Annotated in this window: 22 protein-coding genes; 12 read left to right on the forward strand and 10 right to left on the reverse strand. The window is 66.7% G+C overall.

The features are described 5' to 3' along the window. Positions 1-19: 19 nt before the first annotated feature. The 4 genes from ACFVWG_RS17135 to ACFVWG_RS17150 all read left to right on the forward strand — a co-directional run bounded on the left by ACFVWG_RS17135 (position 20) and on the right by ACFVWG_RS17150 (position 3,763). Positions 20-1,309: an extracellular solute-binding protein gene (locus tag ACFVWG_RS17135; protein ID WP_391544248.1), complete on the forward strand. Its 1,290-nt coding sequence runs from the start codon at positions 20-22 to the stop codon at positions 1,307-1,309. Further along, positions 1,306-2,184 (forward strand): carbohydrate ABC transporter permease, encoded by an 879-nt coding sequence (locus ACFVWG_RS17140; protein WP_391544249.1) that lies wholly within the window; start codon positions 1,306-1,308, stop codon positions 2,182-2,184. The genes ACFVWG_RS17135 and ACFVWG_RS17140 overlap by 4 nt, the downstream gene beginning before the upstream one ends. Beyond that, on the forward strand, positions 2,184-3,005 hold the full coding sequence (locus ACFVWG_RS17145; RefSeq protein WP_391544250.1) for a carbohydrate ABC transporter permease: 822 nt from the start codon (positions 2,184-2,186) through the stop codon (positions 3,003-3,005). The genes ACFVWG_RS17140 and ACFVWG_RS17145 overlap by 1 nt, the downstream gene beginning before the upstream one ends. Positions 3,006-3,130: 125 nt before the next feature. After that, positions 3,131-3,763 carry a hypothetical protein gene (locus ACFVWG_RS17150; RefSeq protein ID WP_391544251.1) on the forward strand — a complete coding sequence of 211 codons (633 nt, stop codon included), beginning with the start codon at positions 3,131-3,133 and terminating at the stop codon, positions 3,761-3,763. 428 nt (positions 3,764-4,191) lie between these two features. Here ACFVWG_RS17150 and ACFVWG_RS17155 read toward each other — a convergent pair whose 3' ends face one another. Beyond that, on the reverse strand, positions 4,192-5,529 hold the full coding sequence (locus ACFVWG_RS17155) for an NAD(P)/FAD-dependent oxidoreductase (protein ID WP_391544252.1): 1,338 nt from the start codon (positions 5,527-5,529) through the stop codon (positions 4,192-4,194). Next, the gene (locus tag ACFVWG_RS17160) at positions 5,514-5,996 is read right to left on the reverse strand and encodes an Lrp/AsnC family transcriptional regulator (RefSeq protein ID WP_238161510.1); all 483 of its coding nucleotides are present in this window, start codon (positions 5,994-5,996) and stop codon (positions 5,514-5,516) included. Before ACFVWG_RS17160 ends, ACFVWG_RS17155 begins: the two co-directional genes overlap by 16 nt. 162 nt (positions 5,997-6,158) lie before the next feature. On the opposite strand from ACFVWG_RS17160, the gene ACFVWG_RS17165 reads away from it, so the two are divergent. The 5 genes from ACFVWG_RS17165 to ACFVWG_RS17185 are packed head-to-tail and all read left to right on the forward strand — an operon-like array spanning position 6,159 to position 11,579. Continuing rightward, positions 6,159-7,346 carry a spermidine/putrescine ABC transporter substrate-binding protein gene (locus ACFVWG_RS17165; RefSeq protein WP_391544253.1) on the forward strand — a complete coding sequence of 396 codons (1,188 nt, stop codon included), beginning with the start codon at positions 6,159-6,161 and terminating at the stop codon, positions 7,344-7,346. Positions 7,347-7,349: 3 nt separating this feature from the next. Beyond that, on the forward strand, positions 7,350-8,501 hold the full coding sequence (locus ACFVWG_RS17170) for an ABC transporter ATP-binding protein (RefSeq protein WP_391544254.1): 1,152 nt from the start codon (positions 7,350-7,352) through the stop codon (positions 8,499-8,501). After that, on the forward strand, positions 8,498-9,403 hold the full coding sequence (locus ACFVWG_RS17175) for an ABC transporter permease (protein ID WP_391544255.1): 906 nt from the start codon (positions 8,498-8,500) through the stop codon (positions 9,401-9,403). The genes ACFVWG_RS17170 and ACFVWG_RS17175 overlap by 4 nt, the downstream gene beginning before the upstream one ends. Further along, positions 9,400-10,203, forward strand: coding sequence for an ABC transporter permease (locus ACFVWG_RS17180; protein ID WP_391544256.1), 804 nt, complete (start codon positions 9,400-9,402; stop codon positions 10,201-10,203). Before ACFVWG_RS17175 ends, ACFVWG_RS17180 begins: the two co-directional genes overlap by 4 nt. Before the next feature lie 8 nt (positions 10,204-10,211). Then, positions 10,212-11,579, forward strand: coding sequence for an NAD(P)/FAD-dependent oxidoreductase (locus tag ACFVWG_RS17185; protein ID WP_391544257.1), 1,368 nt, complete (start codon positions 10,212-10,214; stop codon positions 11,577-11,579). A 163-nt stretch (positions 11,580-11,742) separates the two neighbouring features. On the opposite strand, the gene ACFVWG_RS17190 is transcribed toward ACFVWG_RS17185, so the two are convergent. From ACFVWG_RS17190 to ACFVWG_RS17210, 5 genes are all read right to left on the reverse strand, one after another. Beyond that, the gene (locus ACFVWG_RS17190; RefSeq protein WP_391544258.1) at positions 11,743-12,492 is read right to left on the reverse strand and encodes a thaumatin family protein; all 750 of its coding nucleotides are present in this window, start codon (positions 12,490-12,492) and stop codon (positions 11,743-11,745) included. A 119-nt stretch (positions 12,493-12,611) separates the two neighbouring features. After that, a complete protein-coding gene (locus ACFVWG_RS17195; protein ID WP_391544259.1) occupies positions 12,612-13,445 on the reverse strand; it encodes a class I SAM-dependent methyltransferase in 834 nt (277 codons plus the stop codon). A 62-nt stretch (positions 13,446-13,507) separates the two neighbouring features. Beyond that, entirely contained in the window at positions 13,508-14,617 is a 1,110-nt protein-coding gene (locus ACFVWG_RS17200; RefSeq protein ID WP_391544260.1) for a sensor histidine kinase, read from the reverse strand. A 15-nt stretch (positions 14,618-14,632) separates the two neighbouring features. Further along, positions 14,633-15,802, reverse strand: a complete 1,170-nt coding sequence (locus ACFVWG_RS17205; RefSeq protein ID WP_391544261.1) for a sensor histidine kinase — start codon at positions 15,800-15,802, stop codon at positions 14,633-14,635. Positions 15,803-15,828: 26 nt separating this feature from the next. Further along, the gene (locus tag ACFVWG_RS17210; protein ID WP_391544262.1) at positions 15,829-16,389 is read right to left on the reverse strand and encodes a hypothetical protein; all 561 of its coding nucleotides are present in this window, start codon (positions 16,387-16,389) and stop codon (positions 15,829-15,831) included. A gap of 136 nt (positions 16,390-16,525) precedes the next feature. Here ACFVWG_RS17210 and ACFVWG_RS17215 point away from each other — a divergent pair, with 136 nt between their 5' ends. Next, positions 16,526-17,176 carry a response regulator gene (locus ACFVWG_RS17215; protein WP_391544263.1) on the forward strand — a complete coding sequence of 217 codons (651 nt, stop codon included), beginning with the start codon at positions 16,526-16,528 and terminating at the stop codon, positions 17,174-17,176. A gap of 296 nt (positions 17,177-17,472) precedes the next feature. Here the strand turns inward: ACFVWG_RS17215 and ACFVWG_RS17220 are convergent, their stop codons facing one another. Further along, positions 17,473-18,861, reverse strand: a complete 1,389-nt coding sequence (locus ACFVWG_RS17220) for an aspartate aminotransferase family protein (protein ID WP_391544264.1) — start codon at positions 18,859-18,861, stop codon at positions 17,473-17,475. Positions 18,862-18,962: 101 nt separating this feature from the next. Here ACFVWG_RS17220 and ACFVWG_RS17225 point away from each other — a divergent pair, with 101 nt between their 5' ends. Together ACFVWG_RS17225 and ACFVWG_RS17230 are read left to right on the forward strand one after the other, a co-directional pair. Then, a complete protein-coding gene (locus tag ACFVWG_RS17225) occupies positions 18,963-20,645 on the forward strand; it encodes an amidohydrolase (protein ID WP_391544265.1) in 1,683 nt (560 codons plus the stop codon). Then, positions 20,642-22,063: a gamma-aminobutyraldehyde dehydrogenase gene (locus ACFVWG_RS17230; RefSeq protein ID WP_391544266.1), complete on the forward strand. Its 1,422-nt coding sequence runs from the start codon at positions 20,642-20,644 to the stop codon at positions 22,061-22,063. Before ACFVWG_RS17225 ends, ACFVWG_RS17230 begins: the two co-directional genes overlap by 4 nt. Here the strand turns inward: ACFVWG_RS17230 and ACFVWG_RS17235 are convergent. Together ACFVWG_RS17235 and ACFVWG_RS17240 are read right to left on the reverse strand one after the other, a co-directional pair. Further along, the gene (locus tag ACFVWG_RS17235) at positions 22,060-23,145 is read right to left on the reverse strand and encodes a glycoside hydrolase family 172 protein (protein WP_391544267.1); all 1,086 of its coding nucleotides are present in this window, start codon (positions 23,143-23,145) and stop codon (positions 22,060-22,062) included. The genes ACFVWG_RS17230 and ACFVWG_RS17235 overlap by 4 nt on opposite strands. Before the next feature lie 21 nt (positions 23,146-23,166). Next, complete coding sequence (locus tag ACFVWG_RS17240; protein WP_391544268.1) at positions 23,167-23,997, reverse strand: LLM class flavin-dependent oxidoreductase; 831 nt, start codon at positions 23,995-23,997, stop codon at positions 23,167-23,169. Positions 23,998-24,023: the final 26 nt, after the last annotated feature.

Genomic DNA, 24,023 nt, shown 5'->3' on the forward strand with positions numbered 1-24,023 from the left:
GACCTGGAGTGGGGCAATGGTGGCGATCGACAGGCGGACCGTACTGAAGACGGCCGGTGGGGCCGGACTGGCGGCCTTGCTGGCCGCGTGCAGCGGGGGCAAGGGCGCGACCACGGGGGACCAGGGCAGCGGCAGCAGCGGCGAGATCCGGGCGCTGTTCATGAAACAGGCGGCGTACACCGAGGACGACGTCACCAAGATGACGGCCGCGTTCACATCCGCGAACCCCGGCATCAAGGTGACGCCGGAGTTCGTCGCCTACGAGGCGCTGCACGACAAGATCGTCGCCGCCGGCCCGGCCGGCACGTACGACGTGGTGCTGATCGACGTCATCTGGCCGGCCGAGTTCGGCAGTAAGAAGATGATCACGGATGTGACCGGGCAGTGGGCCGGTGAATGGAAGACCGACATGCTCGCCGGTGCGATCGCGACCGCGGAGTACGACAAGAAGCTGTACGGCGTCCCGTGGATCATGGACACCAAGTACTTCTTCTACAACGACACGCATCTCCAGGCCGCCGGTGTGAACCCGCAGTGGCTCGACACCTGGGACGGCGTCCTCCAGGGTGCCCGGAAGCTGAAGACGTCGGGTGTCGTGAAGTACCCGTTCATCTGGTCCTGGCAGCAGGCCGAGGCGCTGGTCTGCGACTACGCGCAGCTGCTCGGCGCGATGGGTGGCAAGTTCCTCGACGACTCGGGCAAGGCCGCCTTCAACGCCGGTGGAGGGGTCCAGGCGTTGGAGTTCATGCGGCAGACGATCGTCGACGGGCTGAGCAACCCGGCGTCGACGCAGTCGCTAGAGGCCGACGTACAGCGCGTCTTCCAGGCCGGCCAGGCGAGCATGGTGCTCAACTGGACCTACATGTACGGCGCGGCCAACGACGCGAAGCAGAGCAAGATCGCCGGCAAGGTCAAGGTCGCGCAGACGCCGAAGGGCAGCGCGGGGCGGCCGGGTGTCAACGGCGGGATGGCGCTGTGCGTGACCGCGGGCAGCAAGAACCAGGCGGCCGCGTTCAAGTACATCTCGCACCTGACCAGCCAGCCCGAGCAGGACAAGTACGCGCTCGATTCGCTCCCGGTCTGGACGTCGTCGTACGACGATCCCGCGGTCGTGAAGACCAACCCGGCCGTCGTACCGCAGGCGAAGAAGCAGCTGGACGACCTGATCCTGCGGCCGCAAGCTCGCAATTACAACGCGATGTCGCAGGTTCTGCAGGCCGAGCTCCAGAACGCACTGCTCGGGCGCAAGCCGGCGCAGAAGGCGCTCGACGACGCGGCCGACAAGGCGAACAGCCTGCTGCAGTCGTGAAGCCGGTGCGGGTCCGCGGTGAGGGACGGTTCGCGCTGTTCCTTTTGTTGCCCGCGGCAATAGTCGTCTTCGGTGTGGTGCTCTACCCCGTGCTCCGGACGCTGCTGATGTCCTTCTACAAGGTCGACAGCGCGATGCCCGGCAGCTATCCGTTCGCCGGGCTGAGCAACTACACCAAGGTCTTCAGCGACCCGTCGTTCTATCCGGTGCTCGGCCACACGGCGTACTTCACACTCGTGTCGACCGCGGCCGAACTGGTGCTCGGGATGGGCGTGGCTCTGCTGCTCAACGCACCACTTCGGTTCAAGTGGTTGTGGCGCAGTCTGGTCGTGCTTCCGTGGGCCCTGCCGACGATCGTCAACGGCGCGTTGTGGCGCTGGATCGACAACGGCCAGTACGGCGTCCTGAACCAGCTGCTCGGCACGGAGATCCAGTGGCTGGGTTCGCCGTTCCTGGCGCTCAACATGGTGATCGTCGCCGACGTCTGGAAGAACACCTCGATCGTCGCGTTCTTCCTGCTCGCCGGTCTGCAGACGATCCCCGGTGAGCTGCGCGAGGCGGCGGTGGTGGACGGCGCGTCCACCTGGCGAACCTTCTGGCAGATCGTCGTACCGCTGCTGAAGCCGAGCATCGCGGTCGTCCTGGTCCTGCGCACGATCGAGGCGTTCAAGGTGTTCGACATCGTCTATGTGATGACCGGCGGTGGACCTGCCTCCGGTACACAGACGGTCGCCTTCTACACGTATCTGCAAGCGTTCTCGAACCAGCTCTTCGGGTACGGCGCTGCGCTCGCTTACCTGATCGTGATCGCGGTCGGCGCGCTGGCGATGTTCTACCTCCGTGTCCTTCGGCAGAACCAGTTGGCGGGGGTCTGATGCGCAAGTTCCAATACGCGATGTGCGGTCTGCTGGCGGTCGTCGTACTGGCGCCGTTCAGCTGGCTGGTCATCTCGAGCCTGTCCCCGGCCGACGAGCTGAACAACGGCTCGCTCTTACCGTCGCATCCGACGCTGTCGCGCTATCAAGACATCTTCACGTCGGGTGCCGACGGGATCGCCGGGACCTTCCGCGTCTCGATGCTGAACAGCCTGGTGGTCGCCTCCGCGACGACGATCATTTCGCTGGTTGTCGGCTGTCTCGGTGGGTACGCCTTTGCACGGTTGCGATTCCGTTTTCGCCGTACGACGTTGTTCGCATTCCTGGCGATCTACATGCTGCCGCCGATCGCGCTGGTGATCCCGCTCTATCTCGCGCTGGCGAACCTGCAGCTCCTGGACACCCAGCTCGGCCTGATCATCACCTACTGCTCGATCGTCACGCCGTTCTGCCTGTGGACGATGAGCAACTTCTACCTCAGCCTCCCCGCCGAACTCGAAGACGCAGCCCGCGTCGACGGTTGCTCACGGCTAGGAGCCCTGGTCCGGATCGTGCTCCCGCTCGCTCGTCCGGGGATCGTCGCGACTGCGATGTTCGGCTTCCTGCTCGCCTGGGACGAGTTCCTCTACTCACTGATCTTCACCTCGACCACGAACTCCAAGACCATCCCGGTCGCGATCGCCGAGTTCACCGGCAAATTCTCCTCCGACTTCGGCCTGGTAGCCGCCGGCGGTGTCCTGGCCGCGCTACCACCCGTACTGCTCGCTCTCCTCTTCCAGCGCTACATCGTCAACGGCCTCACCGGAGCCGTCAAAGGCTGACTTTGTGCACCCACCAACCACTCGCGGAGCCGATTCGTGGTTGAGGGGTGCTCAAGGTGGAGCTCAGGAAGTTGCAACGTCAGGATGATTACTCTGTGGAGCTGATCGGTTACTAGGGTCTCGTCATGGACCTGAAGTTGCCGATCAGCACCGTGATCCCCTCCCTGGACGGCCCGGTCCTCCAGGTCCTGGCCCGCGCCGACGAAGGCCTGTCGGGCCGCCAGATCCACAAACTCGCAGGTCAGGGCAGCGTGGCCGGCGTCCGCCTGGTCCTCCAGCGCCTCGCCGCCACCGGCCTCGTCCACGTCGACGACGCCGGCAACTCGCTCCTCTACCGCCTGAACCGCAAACACCTCGCGGCCCCCGTCGTCGAGTTCCTCGCCGACCTCCGCACCGCCCTCATCACCCGCATCGCCGACGAACTCGACTCCTGGCGCATCCGCCCCGTGCACGCCAGCCTGTACGGCGCCCTCGCCCGCGACGACGGCGACCTCGAGAGCGACGTCGAGCTCCTCCTCATCCGCCCCGACGAGGTAGACACCGGCGACCCCCTCTGGGACGAACAAGCCAGCCGCCTCATGCAAACCGTCGTAGACCTCACCGGCAACCCGGCCCACGTCTTCGAACTAAGCCGCACCGAACTCGCCAACCACCTAGCCACCTCAGCCCCCATCCTCAACGACTGGCTGAACCCCACCCTCCACCTAACCGGCCACCCCCTCGCAACCCTCCAACGGGAACCTGTGGTCGCCGAGTAGTCCGCGCGAACCCGTTGCCGCCGAGTAGTTCCCGCGGCGCGCCCCACCTCGGCGTACCGGAATTTGAACGGATATCCCTTCGGGTTGACCCTTCTCTGCTCAAATTTTGGGGGGAGAACCGGCACTTTGAGGGGAGATCCCCTGAAATGGCGCTAGCCGCCGGGCGGGCGGACTCGGGCGTCCGACCGCGGTTCTGGGTGAGGGCGGGCGGGGCTGAGTCAAGGTCCGCGGCCGCTCGGGGCCGCCGGTTCCTGTTCACGCCGCGGCGCGCCCCGCCCCTCGGCGTACCGGAATTTGAACGGATCTCCCCTGAGGTTGACCCTTCTCTGCTCAAATTTTGACGGGAGAACCGGGACTTTGAGGGGATATCCCCTGAAATGGCGCCAGCGCCCGGCGGGAGTGCGCGGGTGGGGGGAAATCGGCTTGGGTCAGTGGCCGAGGAGGGGGGACATCAGGCGGGCTATTTGGCTGTTGCGGTGGGTCAGGCGTTCTTCGGCGTCGGCGAGGGTCATGGCGCGGAGGCCCGCGTTGATGCCTAGCCAGCGGAAGGGCTCGGGTTCCCAGTGGCGGGAGTGATGACCGACCCAGGGGAGGCGGGTCAGCGCGGTGTCGCGACGGAGGATGAGGTCGGTCAACGTGCGGCCCGCGAGGTTCGTCGTACTGACGCCGTCGCCGACGTACCCACCAGCCCATGCCAGCCCACCTTCCAGGCCGACCGACGCGCACCAATCACGCGGTACGCCGAGCGCGCCGCCCCACGCATGCGTGAACTGCACGTCCGACAGTCCGAAGAGGTCCCGCAGCGTCGCCTGCAGCTTGGCGAACACCCGAGGCTCCGAGTCGTACGACGGTTGCACCCGCGACCGGAAGTGGTACGGCGCTCCGCGTCCGCCGAACACCAACCGCCCATCCGCCGTCCGTTGCCCATAGATGATCAGATGCCGGTGATCGGAGAACGACGGCCGATCCGCCAGCCCGATCCGCTCCCAGGTGGCGTCGCTCAGCGGCTCAGTTGCCACCACCAACGAGTACACCGGAGCGACCACCCGTCCTGGCGTGAAGCCCTCGGTCGCCCGTACGACGACGTCCGCCCGCACCACGCCGTACGGGGTGATGGCTCGTCCGCTCTCAAGGGAGGTGACTGGCGTCTGCTCGTGGATCGTCACGCCGAGGTCCTCGACGACCGCGGCTAATCCCCTGACCAGCTTGCCGGGATGGATGACCGCGCAGTGTGGAGTGAACGTTGCCCCCAGCACCTTTGTCGCGCGCACCTGCTGCTCGACCTCGTCCCGTGAGAGGAACCGCAGATCACCCGGACCCCACTCGTGGGCCTCCGCCACCTCAGCTCGCGCCCGGGCGAGTTGTGCCGCGGAGCGAGCTAGCACGATCGTGCCGCCCTTGTGATAGTCGCAGTCGATCCCCTCGCGGGCGCTGACCAGACCGACCTCGTTGACCGAATCCTGCATGGCCCGGTGCATGTCGATCGCCGCCGACCGGCTCGACCCCGGCAGCGCGGCCAGCTTCCGTGCCGATGCCGGGAACAGCGCTGAGCACCACCCACCGTTGCGTCCGGATGCCCCGAACCCGACGGCCTCCTTCTCCAGTACGACGATCCGCAGCGACGGGTCGGCTTTCGCCAGGTAGTACGCCGTCCACAACCCGGTGTACCCGGCGCCGACGATCACCACGTCGGCGTCCCGGTCCCCAGCTAACGGGGATCGGGTCACCTGCGGATCGGAGCTCCAGAGGTTCAGCGGACGCCCCATGAGTACGTCTGCTTGACGAGTTTCAGATACACGAATGATTCCGTGCTCTTGACGCCCTCGATCTGGCGGACGCGCTCGGACAGCACCTGCAGCAGGTGCTCGTCGCTCTCGCACAGCACCTCGATCAGGAGGTCGAACGAGCCGGCCGTGATCACGACGTACTCGACCTCGTCCATCGCCGCCAGTTGATCCGCGATCGGTTCCAGCGCGCCCTCGGCCTTGATCCCGATCATCGCCTGCCGGTCGAAGCCGAGCTCGAGCGGATCGGTGACCGCGACCACCTGCATCACGCCGGCGTCGGTCAGGCGCTGGACGCGCTGCCGGACGGCGGCCTCGGACAGCCCGACCGCTTTACCGATCGCGGCGTACGAGCGTCGCCCGTCGACCTGCAGCTGTTCGATGATCGCTTTCGAGGTCTCGTCGAGCAGACCTTGGTTCTTCTCGGGGTGCCCCGTTCGTACTGCCACCCGGTGATCCTGTCAGCGAAACCGGGGCACAGGCAAGCTACCGAATCGGAATTCGTTGTGAAAATCCAAGTTTGCTACGGAATCCCTTGTCTCGATCCCAGAGGTTTGACAGTATCCACCGCGTCAGTGCCGTTTGAGATGGCATGCCTTTGGGAGGTTCCAGTGCGAACTCGTCCTACCCCGGTCGTCGGCCGTCGGGCAGTTCTGCGCGGTCTGGGCCTGGGTGCGCTGGGTGCGGGCGCACTGGCCGCGTGCGGTATCCCGCCGGCGCGGCAGAGTGCGGACCAGTGCCTCAGCACCGATCAGTCAGGGACGCAGAAGGCGCTGAACTTCTCGAACTGGCCGAGCTATATGGACGAGTCCGACGAGAAGGTCAACGGCAAGACGGTGCTGCCGACGCTGGACGCGTTCCAGAAGAAGTCCGGTATCCAGGTCACCTACACCGCCGACGTCAACGACAACTCCGAGTTCTACGCCAAGGTCCGCGACCAGCTCGGCTCGTGCCAGCCCACCGGCCGCGACATCTTCGTGCTGACCGACTGGATGGCCGGCCGGATGGTGAACCTCGGCTGGCTGCAGAAGCTCGACCACGCCGCCGTACCGAACGTCGAAAAGCATCTGCTCAAGCAGCTCAAGTCGCCGAGCTGGGACCCGCATCGCGACTACAGCGTGCCGTGGCAGAGCGGGCTGACCGGCATCGCTTACAACGCGAAGGTGACCAAGGGCGTCGGCAGCTACGCCGACCTGCTGAGCAAAGACGAGTTCAAGGGCAAGATCACCCTCCTGTCGGAGATGCCCGACACGATGGCGTTCATGCTCCGCCTCGTCGGCGCCGACCCGAGCAAGTTCAACGACGCCGAGTGGAGCAAGGCGCTGCAGAAGCTCGAGGACGCCGTCGGCTCCGGTCAGATCCGGAAGTTCACCGGGAACGACTACGTCCAGGATCTGAACGACGGCAACATCTCCGCCTGTATGGCGTGGTCGGGTGACGTGCTCGCGCTCCAGGCGGACAACCCCGACATCAAGTTCGTCGTACCGGAAGAGGGCCTCAACCTCTGGTCGGACAACATGCTGGTGCCGAACAAGGCGACCCACAAGGCGAACGCCGAAGCCTTGATGAACTACTACTACGACCCGGAGGTCGCGGCCACGCTGGCCGCCTGGGTGAACTACATCTGTCCGGTCGACGGCGCCCGGCAGGAGATGGAGAAGATCGACCCCGACCTGGTCGACAACCCGCTGGTCTTCCCCGACCAGGACATGCTCTCGAAGACGTCGTCGTTCATGCCGCTGGACACGGCCAAGGCGAAGCTCTACGAGACCGACTTCAACCTCGCGATCGGGGGCTGATAGATGACTGTCAACATTGCCGACCCCACCCCACCGCCCCGGTCGGGGGACCTGGTCCTCACCGGCATCAGCAAGCAATTTGCGGGTCACCTCGCCGTCGACGACCTGGACCTGACGGTTCCCGCCGGGACGTTCTTCGCGTTGCTCGGTCCGTCCGGTTGCGGAAAGACGACGACGCTGCGGATGATCGCCGGTCTGGAGGAGCCGACCGCCGGGACCATCCGGCTCGGCGACGACGAGATCACCGGCCTGCGCCCGTACAAGCGCCCGGTGAACACAGTCTTCCAGAACTACGCACTGTTCCCGCATCTCGACATCTTCGAGAACGTTGCCTTCGGCCTGAAACGCCGCAAGATCAAGGATTTCAAGCCGAAGGTCCAGGAGATGCTCGACCTGGTCGAGCTCAACGACTACGGGAAACGGCGCCCCGGGCAACTATCTGGTGGCCAGCAGCAACGAGTCGCCCTGGCTCGCGCGCTGATCAACCGGCCGCAGGTGCTGCTCCTCGACGAACCGCTCGGTGCGCTCGACCTCAAGCTTCGCCGCCAGATGCAGCTGGAGCTGAAGCGGATCCAGACCGAGGTCGGCATCACGTTCGTGCACGTCACGCACGACCAGGAAGAGGCTATGACGATGGCCGACACGATCGCGGTGATGAACGGCGGCCGGATCGAGCAGCTGGGTAGTCCGACCGAGCTGTACGACCTGCCGGCCACCACGTTCGTGGCGAACTTCCTCGGCCAGTCGAATCTGATCCGCGGCGCGATCATCGGCCACTCCGATCAGAACCTGATCGTCGAGGTCCAGGGTCGTAAGGTGATCGTCCCATCGGCGCGCTGCCGGGTCAGCGAAGGCGAGGTCTGGCTGGGGATCCGGCCGGAGAAGGTGTTCCTCGCCGCGGCCGGCTCGGACGAGGGCGATGGCGTGAACCAGCTCCGCGGTGCGGTCGTCACGGATGTCAGTTACGTCGGTGTCAGCACGCAGTACCTGGCGAAGCTCCCGTGGGGGCAGGAGCTCACGGTCTTCGAGCAGAACACCGGCGCCCGCGACGCGTTCGCGGCCGGCGACCGGGTCGACCTCCATTGGCGACCGGCTCACAGCTTCGTGCTCGATGCCGCGCAGGATGCGTTGGCCGGGGTCGAGGAGGTGGAATGAGCGCCGTCGGTCAGCTGGGCGCCGCGAGTCAGGCGGCCCCCGCTCCGCCACCCGAACGGTCCGGGCGGCGACTGACGGCGTACCTGCTGTTGCTCCCGGGCGGGCTCTGGCTGCTGCTGTTCTTCGTCGTCCCGCTGGTTTCGTTGCTAGCAGCAAGTTTGTACGATCCGAACGGGTCGATCGAGAACGGTTTCTCGATGACCTGGCACTGGCAGAACTTCGGTACGACGATGGCCGACTACGCCCGGCCGTTCCTGCGCTCGCTCTGGTATGCCTTGCTGACAACGGCATTCTGCCTGCTGCTCGGGTACCCGCTCGCCTACGCGATCGCGATGAAGGCCGGGCGCTGGAAGAACCTGATGCTCGCACTCGTGATCGCGCCGTTCTTCACCAGCTTCCTGATCCGCACGCTGTCCTGGAAGCTGCTGCTGAGCGACAACGGGTTCGTCGTGGGCACGTTGCAGTGGCTGCACCTCCTCGGACCGGACGGACGGTTGCTGGCGACAACGGCCGCGGTGGTGACTGGCCTGACGTACAACTTCCTGCCGTTCATGGTGCTGCCGCTGTACGCGAGTCTGGAGAAGATCGACCGGCGCCTCATCGAGGCCGGTGGCGATCTGTTCGCGGGGCCGATGACGACCTTCCGGGTGGTCACGCTGCCGTTGTCGATGCCGGGAGTGGTCGCGGGCACGCTGCTCACGTTCATCCCGGCTGCCGGTGACTACATCAATGCCCAGCTCCTCGGTACGCCGAAGCAGCGGATGATCGGCAACGACATTCAGCGCCTGTTCGCAGCCGGCGCCTACCCGACCGCGGCCGCGCTGTCTGTGACGCTGATGGCGGCGATCGTCGTACTGGTCCTGATCTACGTCCGCCGCGCTGGAACGGATGAGCTCGTATGACGCGTCTCGGGCGGTTCATCGGCCGGCACCTGGTGATGGTGCTGGGGCTCATCGTGCTGCTGTACCTGTTCGCGCCGATCGTCGTCGTGATGCTGATGTCGTTCAACAAGCCGAAGGGCCGGCTGTCGTACACGTTCGACGGGTTCACCTGGGACAACTGGCTGCATCCGTGCCAGCCCTATGGACTGTGTGACGCGGTCAGCACGTCGCTACGGATCGGATTGCTTGCCACGGTTGTGGCGACCGCGCTGGGAACGCTGATGGCGTTCGCGATGGTGCGGCACCGGTTCCGCGGGCGGTCGGCGACGAACCTGTTCATCTTCCTGCCGATGGCGTCGCCCGAGATCGTGTTGGGATCGTCCTTGCTGGCGCTGTTCGTGTCGAGCGGGTTCGGCGGCAAGCTCGGGTTCTGGACGATCCTGATCGCGCACGTGATGTTCTGCCTGTCGTTCGTGGTGGTGACCGTGAAGGCGCGGCTCGCCGGGATGGACGGCCGGCTGGAACAAGCGGCGATGGACCTGTACGCGAACGAGTGGCAGACGTTCTGGCGGGTCACGTTCCCGCTCGTGTTCCCCGGCATCATGGCGGCCGCGCTGCTGAGCTTCTCGCTGTCGTTCGACGACTTCATCATCACGAACCTGAACGCCGGAACCACGGTGACGTTCCCGATGTACGTCTGGGGTTCGGCCCAACGCGACATCCCGCCACAGATCAACGTCGTCGGTACGGCGATGTTCCTGCTCGCCCTCATCTTCGTCCTCGGTGGTGAGGTCGCTCGCCGCAGCCGGGCCCGGAGATGATGCCCGGGGTGGAGCACCCGGCGCTGGCGGATGCCGCGCCCGAGGTGTTCTGGCTCGACGACCCCGCCGCGCCCGACCCGATGCCTCCGCTCACCGGCCCGATCACCGCCGACCTCGCGATCGTCGGCGGTGGCTATACAGGTCTGTGGACGGCATTCCGGGCCAAGGAACGCTTCCCCAACCTGGACGTCGTTCTGCTGGAGGCCAACACCTGCGGTTCTGCGGCGAGTGGCCGAAATGGCGGATTCTGCGACGCGAGTCTCACCCACGGATACGGCAACGGATTGGCCCGCTGGCCCGACGAACTACCCACGATCGAGCGGCTCGGCAACGAGAACCTGGACGCGATCGGTGCCACGATCGCCCGACTCGGGATCGACTGCGACTGGCGCCGTACCGGCGAACTGACGGTCGCCACCTCACCTCATCACCTGGCCGAACTGGCCGAGGAGGTGTCGACCCGGCCAGGATCCGTGCTGCTGGATCAGGACGCCGTACGGGCGGAGCTCAACTCGCCCACGTATCTCGGCGCGCTGTCCGATCCACACGCCACCGCACTCGTCGAGCCTGCGCGGTTGGCGTGGGGGCTGCGACAGGCCTGCCTGGACCTCGGCGTTCGCATCCATGAATACACGCGAGTCACTGCAATCCATTCCGGACGGCTCACAACCGTGTCGGGATCGGTGCGGGCGAGCCGAATCGCGCTCGCTACGAATGCGTTCCCATCTCTGCTGCGTCGCCTGCGGCTGTTCACCGTTCCTGTCTATGACCTGGTTCTAGCTAGTGAACCGCTGTCGGAGACGCAGCTCGCCAGCATCGGTTGGCAGAACCGCCAGGGCGTCGGCGACGCATCGAACCTGTTCCACTACTACCGACTCACCCGCGACAACCGGATCATCTGGGGCGGATACACCCCGCTCTACCACTTCGGCAGCCGGATCAATCCGGCGTACGAGCAACGGGCGTCCATCCACTCGATGCTCGCCGAACACTTCTTCACGACCTTCCCGCAGTTGGAAGGCCTCCGCTTCACCCACCGCTGGGGCGGCGTGATCGACACCAGCACCCGCTTCTGCGCCTTCTTCGGTACGGCGCACGCGGGGCGCACCGCTTACGCCCTCGGCTACACCGGCCTAGGTGTAGCCGCTACTCGCTTCGGCGCCGACGTGATCCTCGACCACCTGTACCGCGAGCAGACCGAGCGCACCGCCCTCCAGATGGTCCGCACCCGCCCGCTCCCCTTCCCGCCCGAACCCATCCGCTCGGTCGGCATCCATCTGACCCGCTGGTCGATGTCCCAAGCCGACGCCCACGCCGGCCACCGCAACCTCTGGCTGCGCACCCTCGACCGCCTAGGCCTCGGCTTCGACTTCTGAACGCGGACCGCCATCACCGTCCAACTTCGCGACACGCCGACAGATCACCCCGTTCGCTCGGCGTGTCGCGCACTTGGTGGGTGATGGCGGTCGCAGCCACGCGCACGGGAAGCTCGTCCTCCCGGCCGGGGGCGCGGACCAGGAGGACGAGCCGACTGAGTGACTACACGGCGTGGAAGGTGACCGTGAAGCCGCTGCAGTTGCGGCACTGACGCACGGTCTGGTTCCCGCCTTCCGCGTCCTGCTTGGACCATGCGTAGGCCTTCGGGCACCGCGAGCTCAGAGCGTCGCTGTACGGCGTCTTGTGGTCGCGATCGAGATTCAGGCAGTACGGCGTGGTGCCGTTCGTGCCGACCCGCTTGTTGACCTGCGGGCAATAGGGCAACAGGTTCTCGGGACACCCCATCGTCTCGCACTCAGGTGGTGACCCCTGCGCGTTGTTGGCGCGAATCGTGATCGGCACCGAGAACGCATTCACATAGCTGACGTTGTACCAAGGGGCGAGGCCGTCGTTCTGATCGAAGTTGAACTCCGCCAAACTCGTCGGCTGTTCACCCAGACTGCACCGATCCGCATACGGACCGCAGTCCCCCACCGCGCATTTGAACGTGGACCCGGACTGCCCGGTACATCCCTGGCGACCGAAGAACTTCCCCCGCCAGTGATAAGGCCAAGCACCCTCCGGAATCGTGACAGTCGCCGACTGCCCGTTGGCCAACGTCGGCAGCCCGCTCATGTTGACCGAACTGTCCGCGTTCACCGCAGCCCCGACCCACAAGGTCTGCCCGGAGTTGTTGACGAACGTCACGGTATGAATCGTCGCCGGCGCATGATCCGCCGCGATCGCGGCGACCGGCGCCGGAAGGCCCAGCAAAAGGGCGAGAGGAACCAGCACAGCAAAGAGTTTTCGCATGTGATCTCCGCAAAGAGTGGGGGCGGACGCGGAAGACTGCACCACCACCATCGCACGCAGTACAACGATGTCAACGCCCCCACCGAAACCCTGTGGCCCCGCCCTACGGGGCTGCCCGGTCAGGCCGGCGGGCGACGCGCGACGCAGACGAAGTGCAACGTTGCCCCGAGCAAGTCGGGTACCTCGCACGTGGCACGGAGCATCGCGAAGAACGTCTCGGGGTCCTGGGCAGCTATCGTGTCGCGGTCCATCAGTGCAGCAAGGCCTTGCAAGCTCCGCGTCCGGAGGATCTCGAAGCCGGCCGCATCCAACTCCGCGCGCGCCTCGCGTGGCCAGCTCCGGTGCTGCTGCATGCCCAGATGGACCGTCGTGCCGCCAGCGCGAAGGTGCTCGACCTCGCGTTGGTCACCCTCCTCGACCGCCTGCATGAGAGGCCGGTACGGCGAGATGTATGCGGCCACCAGGACTCCTCCGGGGCGCAGGACGCGCCGGGCTTCCTGCAGCGCCGTACGACGCTCGTCGTGCCCTACGAGGTGATAGAGCGGTCCCATCAGCAGCACCGCGTCGAACGAGCCCGAAGGCAACCACCCCAGGTCCGTTGCGGTGCCTTGCCTGCAGAACAGAACCCGATCGGCCAGTCGCGGTTCGATCCGCTCCTCGAACAGTTGCAGCGAGTCCGCCGAAAGGTCGGTCAGGCCCACCCTGCACCCCCTGCCGAGCAGATACTCGGCGTACCGGCCAGGACCAGAGCCTGCGTCGAGAACCTCGGCGCCTGGCACGACGAACTCATCGAGCAACTCGGCCGTGAGAACGAACTCCACTCGATGCAGCAGCGAGCGACCCAGCCGCTCATACTCCGCAGCCGCGTGCTGGTCGTAGACCCGGAGGATCGTCCCCTGGTCCGTCTCGTCCCCTGGGTTGTCGACGGCATCGCGGGGCTCAATGGCTGGCATAGAGGCGACTGTCCCGCTTTCATGCTGCCATCGCAACTGCCTTTACGCCGCACGATGTTGAGTTAGGAGTGCCCGCCGGGAAGGGTCGCCTCGACCCGCCAGCCGCCACCGGCGATCGGTCCGGCGACGAGCCGACCACCCAGGTCCTGCACGCGTTCCCGCAAGCCGACCAGCCCGCGACCCGTCCCCGCCAACCGCGGGTGTTCACGGGTCGCGTGATCGTTCTCGACGCTGACCGTCAGGTCGCGACCGGACCCGTTCACCAGAACCCGTACGGCGGCGCCGGGCGCGTACCGCAAGGCGTTCGTCAGGCTCTCCTGCACCACCCGGAAGGCGATGTGAGCCGTGGGCGCCGCGAAGCCGTCGCGTTCACCTTCGAAGCGGCACGACACATCGAGTCCGCCACGAGCGGCCCGCGTCACCACCTCGCCGATCAGCGACAGATCCGGTCCGCCGACCTCGGTCCCGCCGAGTAGCTCGACGAGCCGCTGGAGGTCGTCACGACCCTGCCGCGCCGACTCCGCGATCCCCGCGAAGACCTGCTCGGCCTGGACCGGGTCGCGATCGATCAGCCGTTGCCCCGCCGCGGCCTGGATGACCATCACGCTGATCGCGTGCCCGACGATGTCGTGCAGCTCGGACGCGATCCGGGCCCGCTCATGGCGGACGGCGATCTCCGCGAACAGTTCGCGTTCCTCCTCGAGCTCGCGCCCCCGGCGCGCGAGCTCGTCGGCCGTCTCCCGGCGAAGCCGCAGGACGGTTCCAGCCAGGAAGCTCGGCACGCTGAACATCACCAGCGCGACCTCGCTGGTGTCGCCGAGAATCCGCCAAAGCACCGACAGGTAGACCACCAGGCCCGCCGCCACCACCCAGGCGGCGCGGCCCGACCAGCCCAGCGCAGCCACCAGCGTCAACAGCGCGATGATCGCGAACGCGCTATCCGGAAACCACCCGGAGTTGCCAAGCAATGCAGTCACCAGCAAGAACGTCCCGCCGAGCAAGGCAACGAGCCGTGGCTGAGTCCGCCACCAGATCAGCGTGAGTCCGCAGCCGAGCAGCAACGCGGTGAAGACGTTGCCGATCAGAGTCGTGGGCCAGCCGTGGTACGCCGTCGGCAGCGCGATCGCTGCGACCACCAGTGCCGCGATCGCCAACTGCTCGAGCCTCCGCACGGCCGTCATCTCGGATCAGCCGACGACCGGCAGTTGGGCAATGGCGCCGGCACGGCCCTTGCTCACCTTGACCTCGAGCGAACCCCCGAGCAGCCGCGCGCGCTCCTTCGCCCGTGCCACGGCAGCCTTCAGGTCAGCTTTCTCATTCACCTGCCCGTTCACCCGGATCTCCAGGGCATCAGCCTCGAAGCGCACCGCGACCTCGATCGGGGCACCGGCATGATCGGCGAGCGCCGCGATCAGATGCTCAACGATCCGGTACGCCGATAGCTCGACCGTGGCCGGTAGCGACCGCGGATCACCCGTCACGCTCAACCGTGAGTGTGTCGTCCGCAGTCGCGCGAGCAGGGTGTCGAGGTGAGCGACCGTCGGCGTCGGTGCCAACGCCACATCGTCACCCCGCAACAGCCCGACGATCTCGCGCATGTCGTCCAACGTCCGTCGGCTGTCGGACTCGATCGACTCCAGCACCACCTTCGCCTCAGCCGGCGGAAGACCGTCGGCCGACTCCGCAGCGGTGGTCAACTCACCGAGCCGGTCCTGCAGGAGGCCGTCGAGCTGCTGGGACAGCCGGGCCCGGTCGTCCGCGACCTCGAGCGCCGCACGCTCGTCACGCAACTGCCGCAGCTCCGCCTCACGGTTCGCGAGTTCCTGATTCAGCACGCTGCGATGCCGAGCCGCCAGCCCGACGGCGAAGACGATCACCACAACCGGCTCGGCCAGCAGCATGGCGCCCGCGCCGGTGGTCGCGTCGACCACCAGGACCAGCCCGGTCAGTACGACGTTGAGCCCGCAGACGATCCACGCTGTCGACCGCTTGGCCGTCAACGCTCCGAGGAACGTGAGAACGAAGGCGAGCGGGAGACCCGCACCGCAGCGGGTGACCCAACCGAAGAGGACGACGTGCAACGCCATCACGGCGATCGAGACGCCGGTGACGGCGAGGATGCCTCGCCGCCACCAGAGCACCGGAACCGTGGCACCCGCGAACACCGGGATCATCCAGAGCGAATGCGAGCTCATCCCGTGAACCATCGACCCCTCCGCGATGGCCTGCTGAACCGCGGCGTCGGACATCTGCACGTTCTCCCGCATCAGGAGCGCACCGAGCACGGTGAGCCCGCCCGCGAGGAGCCAGTCGACCGGCCTGATCCCCCGACCTCGCTGCTGCTGGATCGCATCCATCGCCGGCTCCTCCTCGCAGCAACTGCTCAGGCGGCCATACGCTGGTCGGCCGGGGCCATGCTCGCGGACTGCTTGGTGACTCGATTCTGCACGAGCAGACCGATGCCGTAGAAGAGCGCAGTGCCCGGAAGGGCAATGATCAGGCCGTCGAGGACCGTGTCGATCGAGGCGTCCCTGGCCAGCATCACGACCACCAGTACGACGATTCCGGCCAGCCCGATCAGGTGGTTCCGAAGCGACCCCGCGAACCGGGCGACGCCGTACGCGAGAGCAAACGCCAGCGGGAGGAGCACACCGCACCGAGTGATCCAGCCGAACGCGAGAACGTGCGCCAGCGTGGTCACGGCGGTGATCGCGATGACCCCGAGGATGTTGCGTCGGCGCCAGAGGATCGGCAGCGTGACCAGCAGGAACGCCGGAATCATCGCTCCGGTGGTCGTCGAGAGCGGATGGGCCAGGTCCGTGCTCGACCCGGAGGTGTTCTCGTACATCAGGAACACGCCGGCCGCGGTCAGTACCCCGGCCAGGACGTAGTCGAGGGGCCGGATTCCCTTGAAGATCTCGTTCATCGGATTGTCCTTTCGCATCGGGCCTCCCTGACCCATGCAGCGAAGGTAGATTTCGGCGCCCGTCGTCCACGTCTGCCGCAAGGACGACTCTCTGGTCCGCCCGTCCTCCGTGAGGATGACGCGGTCGCCGTACGGATGAGGGCACAATCACGGTGTGATCCGTGTGCTCGTCGCCGACGACCAGACCCTCGTGCGCACCGGCTTCCGGGTGATCCTGGAGGCCGAGGGCGACATCGAGGTGGTCGCCGAGGCCGACACCGGTACGGCGGCCATCCGGCAGGCGCAGCTGGTCCAGCCGGACGTGATCCTGATGGACATCCGGATGCCGGAGCTGGACGGCCTGTCCGCGACCGAGGAGATCCGCCGGCGCCCGAACCCGCCGACCATCATCGTGCTGACAACCTTCGACCAGAACGAGTACGTCTACCGAGCCCTCCGGGCCGGCGCGGCCGGCTTCCTCCTCAAGGACTCCCCGGCAACCCGCCTGATCGCAGCCGTCCGAGCCGCAGCCACCGGCGACTCCCTGATCGAACCAGCCATCACCCGCCGCCTCGTCGAACAGTTCGTCGCACCAACCGCCCCACAAGCCCTACCCGCCGAACTCACCGCCCTGACCGAACGCGAACGCGATGTCCTGCGCCTGATCGCCCGCGGCCTCTCCAACGCCGAGATCGCCGCCGAGCTCGTAGTAGCCGAGACCACCGTCAAAACCCACGTAGCCCGAGTCCTCACCAAACTGAACGTCCGCGACCGAGTCCAAGCCGTAGTAGTCGCCTACGAAACCGGCTTCGCCCACCGCCCCTGAAGCCCGCGAACCCGGCCGTGGGGCTGCGCGGAAAATGAGGGGAGCTCCGCTCAAGTTGCTGGTTCTCCCCTCGAAATATGACCAGAGGGGAGAAGGGTCACATTGACTGGAGATCCCCTCAATTTTCGGCAGGCTGTCTGTGGCAGTAGCTGCACGCAAATCGTGAGAACCGCCAGTCGGCGAGTGCACGTGGTGCCCCCCCGGCGCCTTCGTCGCTCTGAAGGGGATCAGCCGATCTCGTGCGCGGCAGGGCAATCCCGCCAGGCGTTAGCCGGAGAGCAACCGGAGAACTCCTTCTACAGCTTGGATTCGGCTTCTATCAGGACTGCGCGGATGGTCTGCTCGATCTCGTCGAAGTGGGACTGGTCGCAGATCAGGGGTGGGGAGAGTTGGATGACGGGGTCGCCGCGGTCGTCGGCCCGGCAGTAGAGGCCGGCGTCGAAGAGGGCTTTGGAGAGGAAACCTCGGAGCAGACGCTCGGACTCGTCGGCGTTGAAGGTTTCCTTGGTGGACTTGTCTTTGACGAGTTCGATGCCGTAGAAGAAGCCGGCGCCGCGGACGTCACCGACCAAGGGCAGGTCGAGCAACTTGTCGAGTGTGGCCCGGAAGTCCCCCTCGTGATCCCGGACGTGCTCGTTGATGCCTTCGCGCTCGAAGATGTCCAGATTGGCCAGCGCGACCGCGGCGGATACGGGGTGGCCACCGAAGGTGTAGCCGTGGGCGAACGTGGTGTCGCCCTTGGCGAAGGGTTCGAAGAGGCGGTCGGTGGCGATGGCCGCGCCCAGGGGTGAGTAGCCGGAGGTGATGCCTTTGGCACAGGTGATGATGTCGGGCTGGTAGCCGTAGCGTTCGGCGCCGAACATGTGGCCAAGGCGGCCGAAGGCGCAGATGACCTCGTCGCTGACGAGCAGGACGTCGTACTCGTCACAGATCTCGCGGACGCGTTCGAAGTAGCCGGGCGGCGGCGGGAAGCAGCCGCCGGCGTTCTGCACGGGCTCGAGGAAGACGGCGGCGACCGTGGCCGGGCCTTCGTTCTCGATGGCGACGGCGATCTGGTCGGCGGCCCAACGGCCGAAGGCCTTCTCGTCATCGGCGTGAATGGGTGCCCGGTAGAAGTTGGTGTTCGGCACTCTGAACGTCGACGGGACCAGCGGCTCGAACGGCGCCTTCAGGTCGGGCAGCCCGGTGATGGACAGCGCGCCGTGCGTGGTGCCGTGGTACGCGATCGCGCGGCTGATGACCTTGTGCTTCTGCGGCTTGCCGGTCAGCTTGAAGTACTGCTTCGCGAGCTTCCACGCGGTCTCGACGGCCTCGCCGCCACCGCTGGTGAAGAAGACCCGGTTCAGATCACCAGGTGCATAAGCGGCCACGCGCTCGGCGAGCTCGATCGACTTCGGGTGCGCGTACGACCAGAGCGGGAAGAAGGCCAGCTCGGACGCCTGCTTGGCGGCGGCTTCGGCGAGCTCGGTGCGGCCGTGGCCCAGTTGGCTGACGAAGAGGCCGGCCAGGGCGTCCAGGTAGCGCTTGCCGTGGGCGTCGTAGATGTAGGCGCCGTCGCCGCGGACGATCACCGGCACCTCGGCGGTGTCGTAGCTCGACATCCGGGTGAAGTGCATCCACAGGTGGTCGCGCGCCGACTGCTGCAGCTTGGCGAATTCGGCATCGCCGATCGTGTCGGACGACATGTCGGATCCCTCGTCTCGGAGCGTGGTCGTTGCCCGTCATCCTGCCTGGCAAAATCTTCTCTGGCAAGTGATTTCGTACCCAAGGAGCCGATAGGGTGTCGATGTCATCAGCCGAGAAGCTCAAACGGTTCGGATTCCGTACGACGAGAGGCCGACGCGTGGACACCCTGTTCGTCAACGGCGCCGTGTTCGACGGCACGACCTACCGCCGTGGTCTCGCGGTCGCGGTCAAGAACGGCCGGATCGCCGCGATCGGCCCGGACATCGGCCAGCGCGCGGGCGCCGAGATCGTCGACCTGGACGGCGGCCTGCTGCTCCCCGGGTTCGTCGACGCCCACGTCCATCCGCTCCAGGGCGGCTTCGAACGTGCTCACTGCGATCTCTCCCCACTGTCCGGACTCCCGCAGTACCAGCAGAAGATCGCCGAGTACGCCGCCGCCCACCCAGAGCGCCCCTGGATCGAAGGCGGCGGCTGGCAGCAACCAGACTTTCCTGGCGGTACGCCGTTCGCCACCGACCTGGACGCGGTGACGGGCGACCGCCCCGCGTTCCTCGTGAACGCCGACCATCACGGCGCTTGGGCCAACTCGAAAGCCCTGCAACTAGCCGGCATCGACGCCACCACTCCCGATCCACCCGACGGCCGGATCGAGCGGGACCGCGACGGCAACCCCACCGGCACGCTCCACGAGGGCGCGATGCGCCTGGTCAGCCGTCTGCTCCCGCCGGCCGATCACTCCGAGGCCGTCGCGGCGCTCCTCGATGCGCAGGCCTACCTGCACTCGTTCGGCATCACCGGTTGGCAGGATGCGATCCTCGGCGCGTACGCCAACCTTGGCGACGCCACTGCCGCGTACGTCGAGCTCGCCGAGGATGGTCGCTTGACTGCGCGCGTGAACGGCGCGCTGTGGTGGGAACGCGATCGTGGCGCCGAACAGATCCCTGAACTGATTCACCGTCGCGACAAACTCAACTATCCGAGGTTCCGCGCCAGAACCGTGAAGATCATGCAGGATGGCGTCGCCGAGAACCACACCGCCGCGATGCTCGACCCGTACTTCGATGGTTGTGGCTGCCGCACCGGCAACAGTGGGATCTCGTTCGTCGACCCGATCCAGCTCCAGCAGCATGTGACCGACCTCGACGCCGCAGGCTTCCAGATCCACGTCCATACGATCGGCGACCGCGCCGCCCGCGAGGCGCTCGACGCGTTCGAGAAAGCCCAAGCCAGCAACGGATCCAACGACAACCGGCACCACATCGCCCACCTGCAGGTCATCCACCCCGACGACATCCCCAGATTCGCGAAGCTCAACGTCGCCGCGAACATGCAGGCACTCTGGGCCGTCTACGAACCGCAGATGAACGACCTCACCATCCCGTTCCTCGGTCCCGAGCGCACGGGCTGGCAGTACCCGTTCAAATCTCTCCAGGCGGCCGGAGCCAGGCTGGTGGCAGGTTCCGACTGGCCCGTGTCCAGTCCCAACCCGCTGGAAGCCATTCACGTAGCCGTCAACCGCCGTACTGACGCAGACGATGATCCCTTCCTCCCCGAACAGGCGATCGACCTCGCCACCGCGCTGAGCGCCTACACCCAAGGCAGCGCCTGGGTGAACCACGCCGACGACACCGGCCGGATCGCGGTCGGTGCCCTCGCGGATCTGGCGATCCTCGACCGCGACCTCTTCACCGCCCCGACCGACGAGATCAACACCGCCCGAGTCCGGGCCACCTATGTCGAAGGCGAGCTCGTCTTCGGCCCCGACCAGATAGGACGCTCATGACCCTCACCAACCTTGTCGACGGCAAGCCGGTAGCCGCGCTGAGCGGTGCGACGTACGACGTGATCGCGCCCGCGACCGGGGAGAAGTACACCCAGGCGCCGTTGTCCGGGCCCGAGGACGTGGACCAGGCGTACACCGCGGCCGCGCGCGCGTTCGAGAGCTGGCGGGACAGTACGCCGGCCGATCGCCAGCGGGCGCTGCTCAAGATCGCCGACGCCATCGAGCAACGCGCGGACGAGTTCACCGCGGTCGAGAGCCGCAACACCGGCAAGCCGCTGGCGCTCACCGCGAGCGAGGAAGTACCGCCCTGTGTGGACCAATTGCGGTTCTTCGCCGGTGCCGCCCGCGTCCTGGAGGGTCGCTCGGCCGGTGAGTACATGCCCGGTCACACCTCCTGGATCCGGCGCGAGCCGATCGGTGTCGTGGGCCAGGTGACGCCGTGGAACTACCCGCTGATGATGGCGATCTGGAAGATCGCGCCCGCCCTCGCGGCCGGCAACACCATCGTGCTCAAGCCGAGTGACACCACCCCGGCCTCGACCGTCCTGCTTGCCGAGGTGTGCAACGAGTTCCTCCCGCCGGGCGTGCTGAACGTAGTCTGCGGCGATCGCGACACCGGTCGCGCGCTGGTCGAGCACGACATCCCGCAGCTGGTCGCGATCACCGGTTCGGTCCGCGCCGGGCGCGAGGTCGCGTCGTCGGCCGCACGCAAGCTGAAGCGCACCCACCTCGAGCTCGGCGGCAAGGCGCCAGTCGTCGTCTTCGACGACGCCGACCTCGAGGCAGCCGCAGAGGCGATCGCCGGTGCGGGCTACTTCAATGCCGGACAGGACTGTACGGCGGCCACCCGCGTGCTCGCCGGTCCGCGGATCCACGACGACTTCGTCGCCGCCCTGACCGAGCAGGCCAAACAGACCAAGACCGGTCAGCCCGAGGACGACGTCGCGTACGGCGCGCTGAACAACGCCGACCAGCTCGGACGGGTGCGCGGATTCGTGGACCGCCTTCCCGACCATGCCGCCGTACAGACTGGTGGACACGCGATCGGGGACCGGGGGTACTTCTTCGAGCCCACGGTCGTGTCCGGTCTGCAGCAGAACGACGAGGCGATCCAGGACGAGATCTTCGGCCCGGTGATCACCGTCCAGCGCTTCTCCGACGAGGAAGAAGCGCTCAGGTGGGCGAACGGCGTCGAGTACGGACTCGCGTCATCGGTCTTCACGAAGGACCACGGTCGCGCGATGCGGATGTCGCGACGGCTCGACTTCGGCTGTGTGTGGATCAACACCCACATCCCGATCGTCGCCGAGATGCCGCACGGCGGCTTCAAGAACTCCGGCCACGGCAAGGACCTGTCGATGTACGGCCTCGAGGACTACACCCGCATCAAGCACGTGATGTCGAACATCGAGGGCTAGATGACCTCGAGATAGTCCCGGTCGGGAAGCGCTGGGAACGGCGCGTGCGGCTCGGTCTGGTACCAGAACGACGTGGAGGCGAGGTCGTCCTGGAGCTGGAGGAACCGGCCGTCGCGCCGCCACCCGAGGGCCTGGACCTCGACCCGCAGGTCCGACGTGAAGCGGATGGTGTCGGTGATGTGCCAGCGGTACAACCCGAACCGCTGCTGGTTCCTCATGAACCCGTCCGGCTGGATCGCCTGCGGCATCCCCAGGTACGGCGTCGTGAACGTCGCGTAGACGCCTTCCGGGTGGATGAATCCCCACGCACCGCCGAAGTAGTCCTCGGTCCCGGTGGTGCAGATGGTCGGGAACTCGTCGTCGCCGTCCAGGTAGAACTTGACCTCGCCCTCACCCCACCAGCCGGTGTTGTTGCAGCCCCAGGCGAGGTACGTCCCGACGTACTGTCCCTGTCCCTGGACGCCGTCCAGCAGGGTGTGCACTTCTCCATACGGAACCGGGTTCGACCGGCGGAACTGCGCATGGAAATACGCCGCGTCATCCGGAACCTCGGTGCGCACGAAGTCGACCTGGTAGAAGAGCTCCGGTACGTCGACCTCCTGGAGGTTCTCGATCGTGATCCGGGCGCCGGCGCGGAACGGCATCTGCCAGTAGCTGTTGAACCCGCCCGACGGGTTCACCGCGATCGGCACCGAGCTGATCTGCGCGTGCTCACCCCAGCCGCTGCAGAAGAAGTCGCCGAGCGGTACCTCGATCGACGGCGTCTCCTCACCGTCCCAGTACGCCCGCAGGATCAGCGACCGCCAGACCAACTTGTCGACAGTCATCCAGATATGCGTAATCGCGCCAGAACCCTGAATGTCGGCCAGCGTGGTGGTCGCGCCGGCCGGCAGCGGGATGCACGGCGACATCTTCCAGCCGACGCCGAGGTCGCGGGCCTGCCGCGACATCGTCCCCTCGGTCGCCCGCGCCCCACCGCCCTTGGCACCGTCCCGATTCTCCGCGCTGATCGAGAACGTGCGAGCCGGCGACAGCCGCGCCACATTCCCGAGATGGACGTCGAGCCCGTTGAAGTCACCCATGGGGCCAAACCTAGGCGGCGGCTAGCGGTAGCTGTCCAGCCTGTTGGCGACCTTCTCGAAGACCACTTTCTCGTGGTCCTTCGGTGTGTACAGCACGAGTTCGTCGAACCCGATCCCCGCGTACCGCTCGACCAGCCGGGCGAACCCGTCCTCGGAACCCCACGGATCCAGCTCGCCGTACCCGAGCAGCAACCGGCGGATCTTCCGCCCGTCCAGCGCCGCGTCGAGGGCCTGCGACCGCTCGGCCGACTTCGCGTAGAACTCCTCCTCCGAGGCCGCGCCGGGGAACGTGACCCACCCGTCGGCGTGGGCCGCGACCACGGCCAGGGCGCGCGGCGCGTTCGCCGCGACGATCAGCGGCAACCGCTCCTGCACAGTCCCGGGCGCCATCGCCGCCAGCGAGTACGGGTAGTACGGCCCGTCGTGGTCGGCCACGTCACCCGACAGCAACCGCTCCACCACCGCCACGAACTCGGCCAGCCGCTCGGTCCGCTCGCGCGCCGTCCAGACCGGCGTACCGGCCATGCCGTGGTCGGTCGGCCACACGCCGGAGCCGATCCCGAGGTCGAAGCGGCCGCCGGAGACGTGGTCCAGGGTGGTGGCGGTCTTCGCCAGGACGGTTGGGTGCCGGAAAACCATGTTCGCGATCAGGATGCCGACACGAATCCGCTGGGTGGTCGCTGCCCAGCCGGCGATCACCGTCGGCCCATCGTGAACGGGTATGCCTGCATCGCGCGGATTCCGCAGGTTGTCACCTGTCCACAACCCGTCGAAGCCGGCGTCTTCGGCGACGCTTGCCCAGTAGGTGGCGTCGGTCCAGCTGGCGGGATTGACCTTCAGTCCAAATCGCATTCCCTCAGCCTGCCACCTACCCGGCG

Origin of the sequence: Kribbella sp. NPDC058245 (assembly GCF_042882005.1) — a bacterium.
In the GTDB taxonomy this organism is placed as follows: domain Bacteria; phylum Actinomycetota; class Actinomycetes; order Propionibacteriales; family Kribbellaceae; genus Kribbella.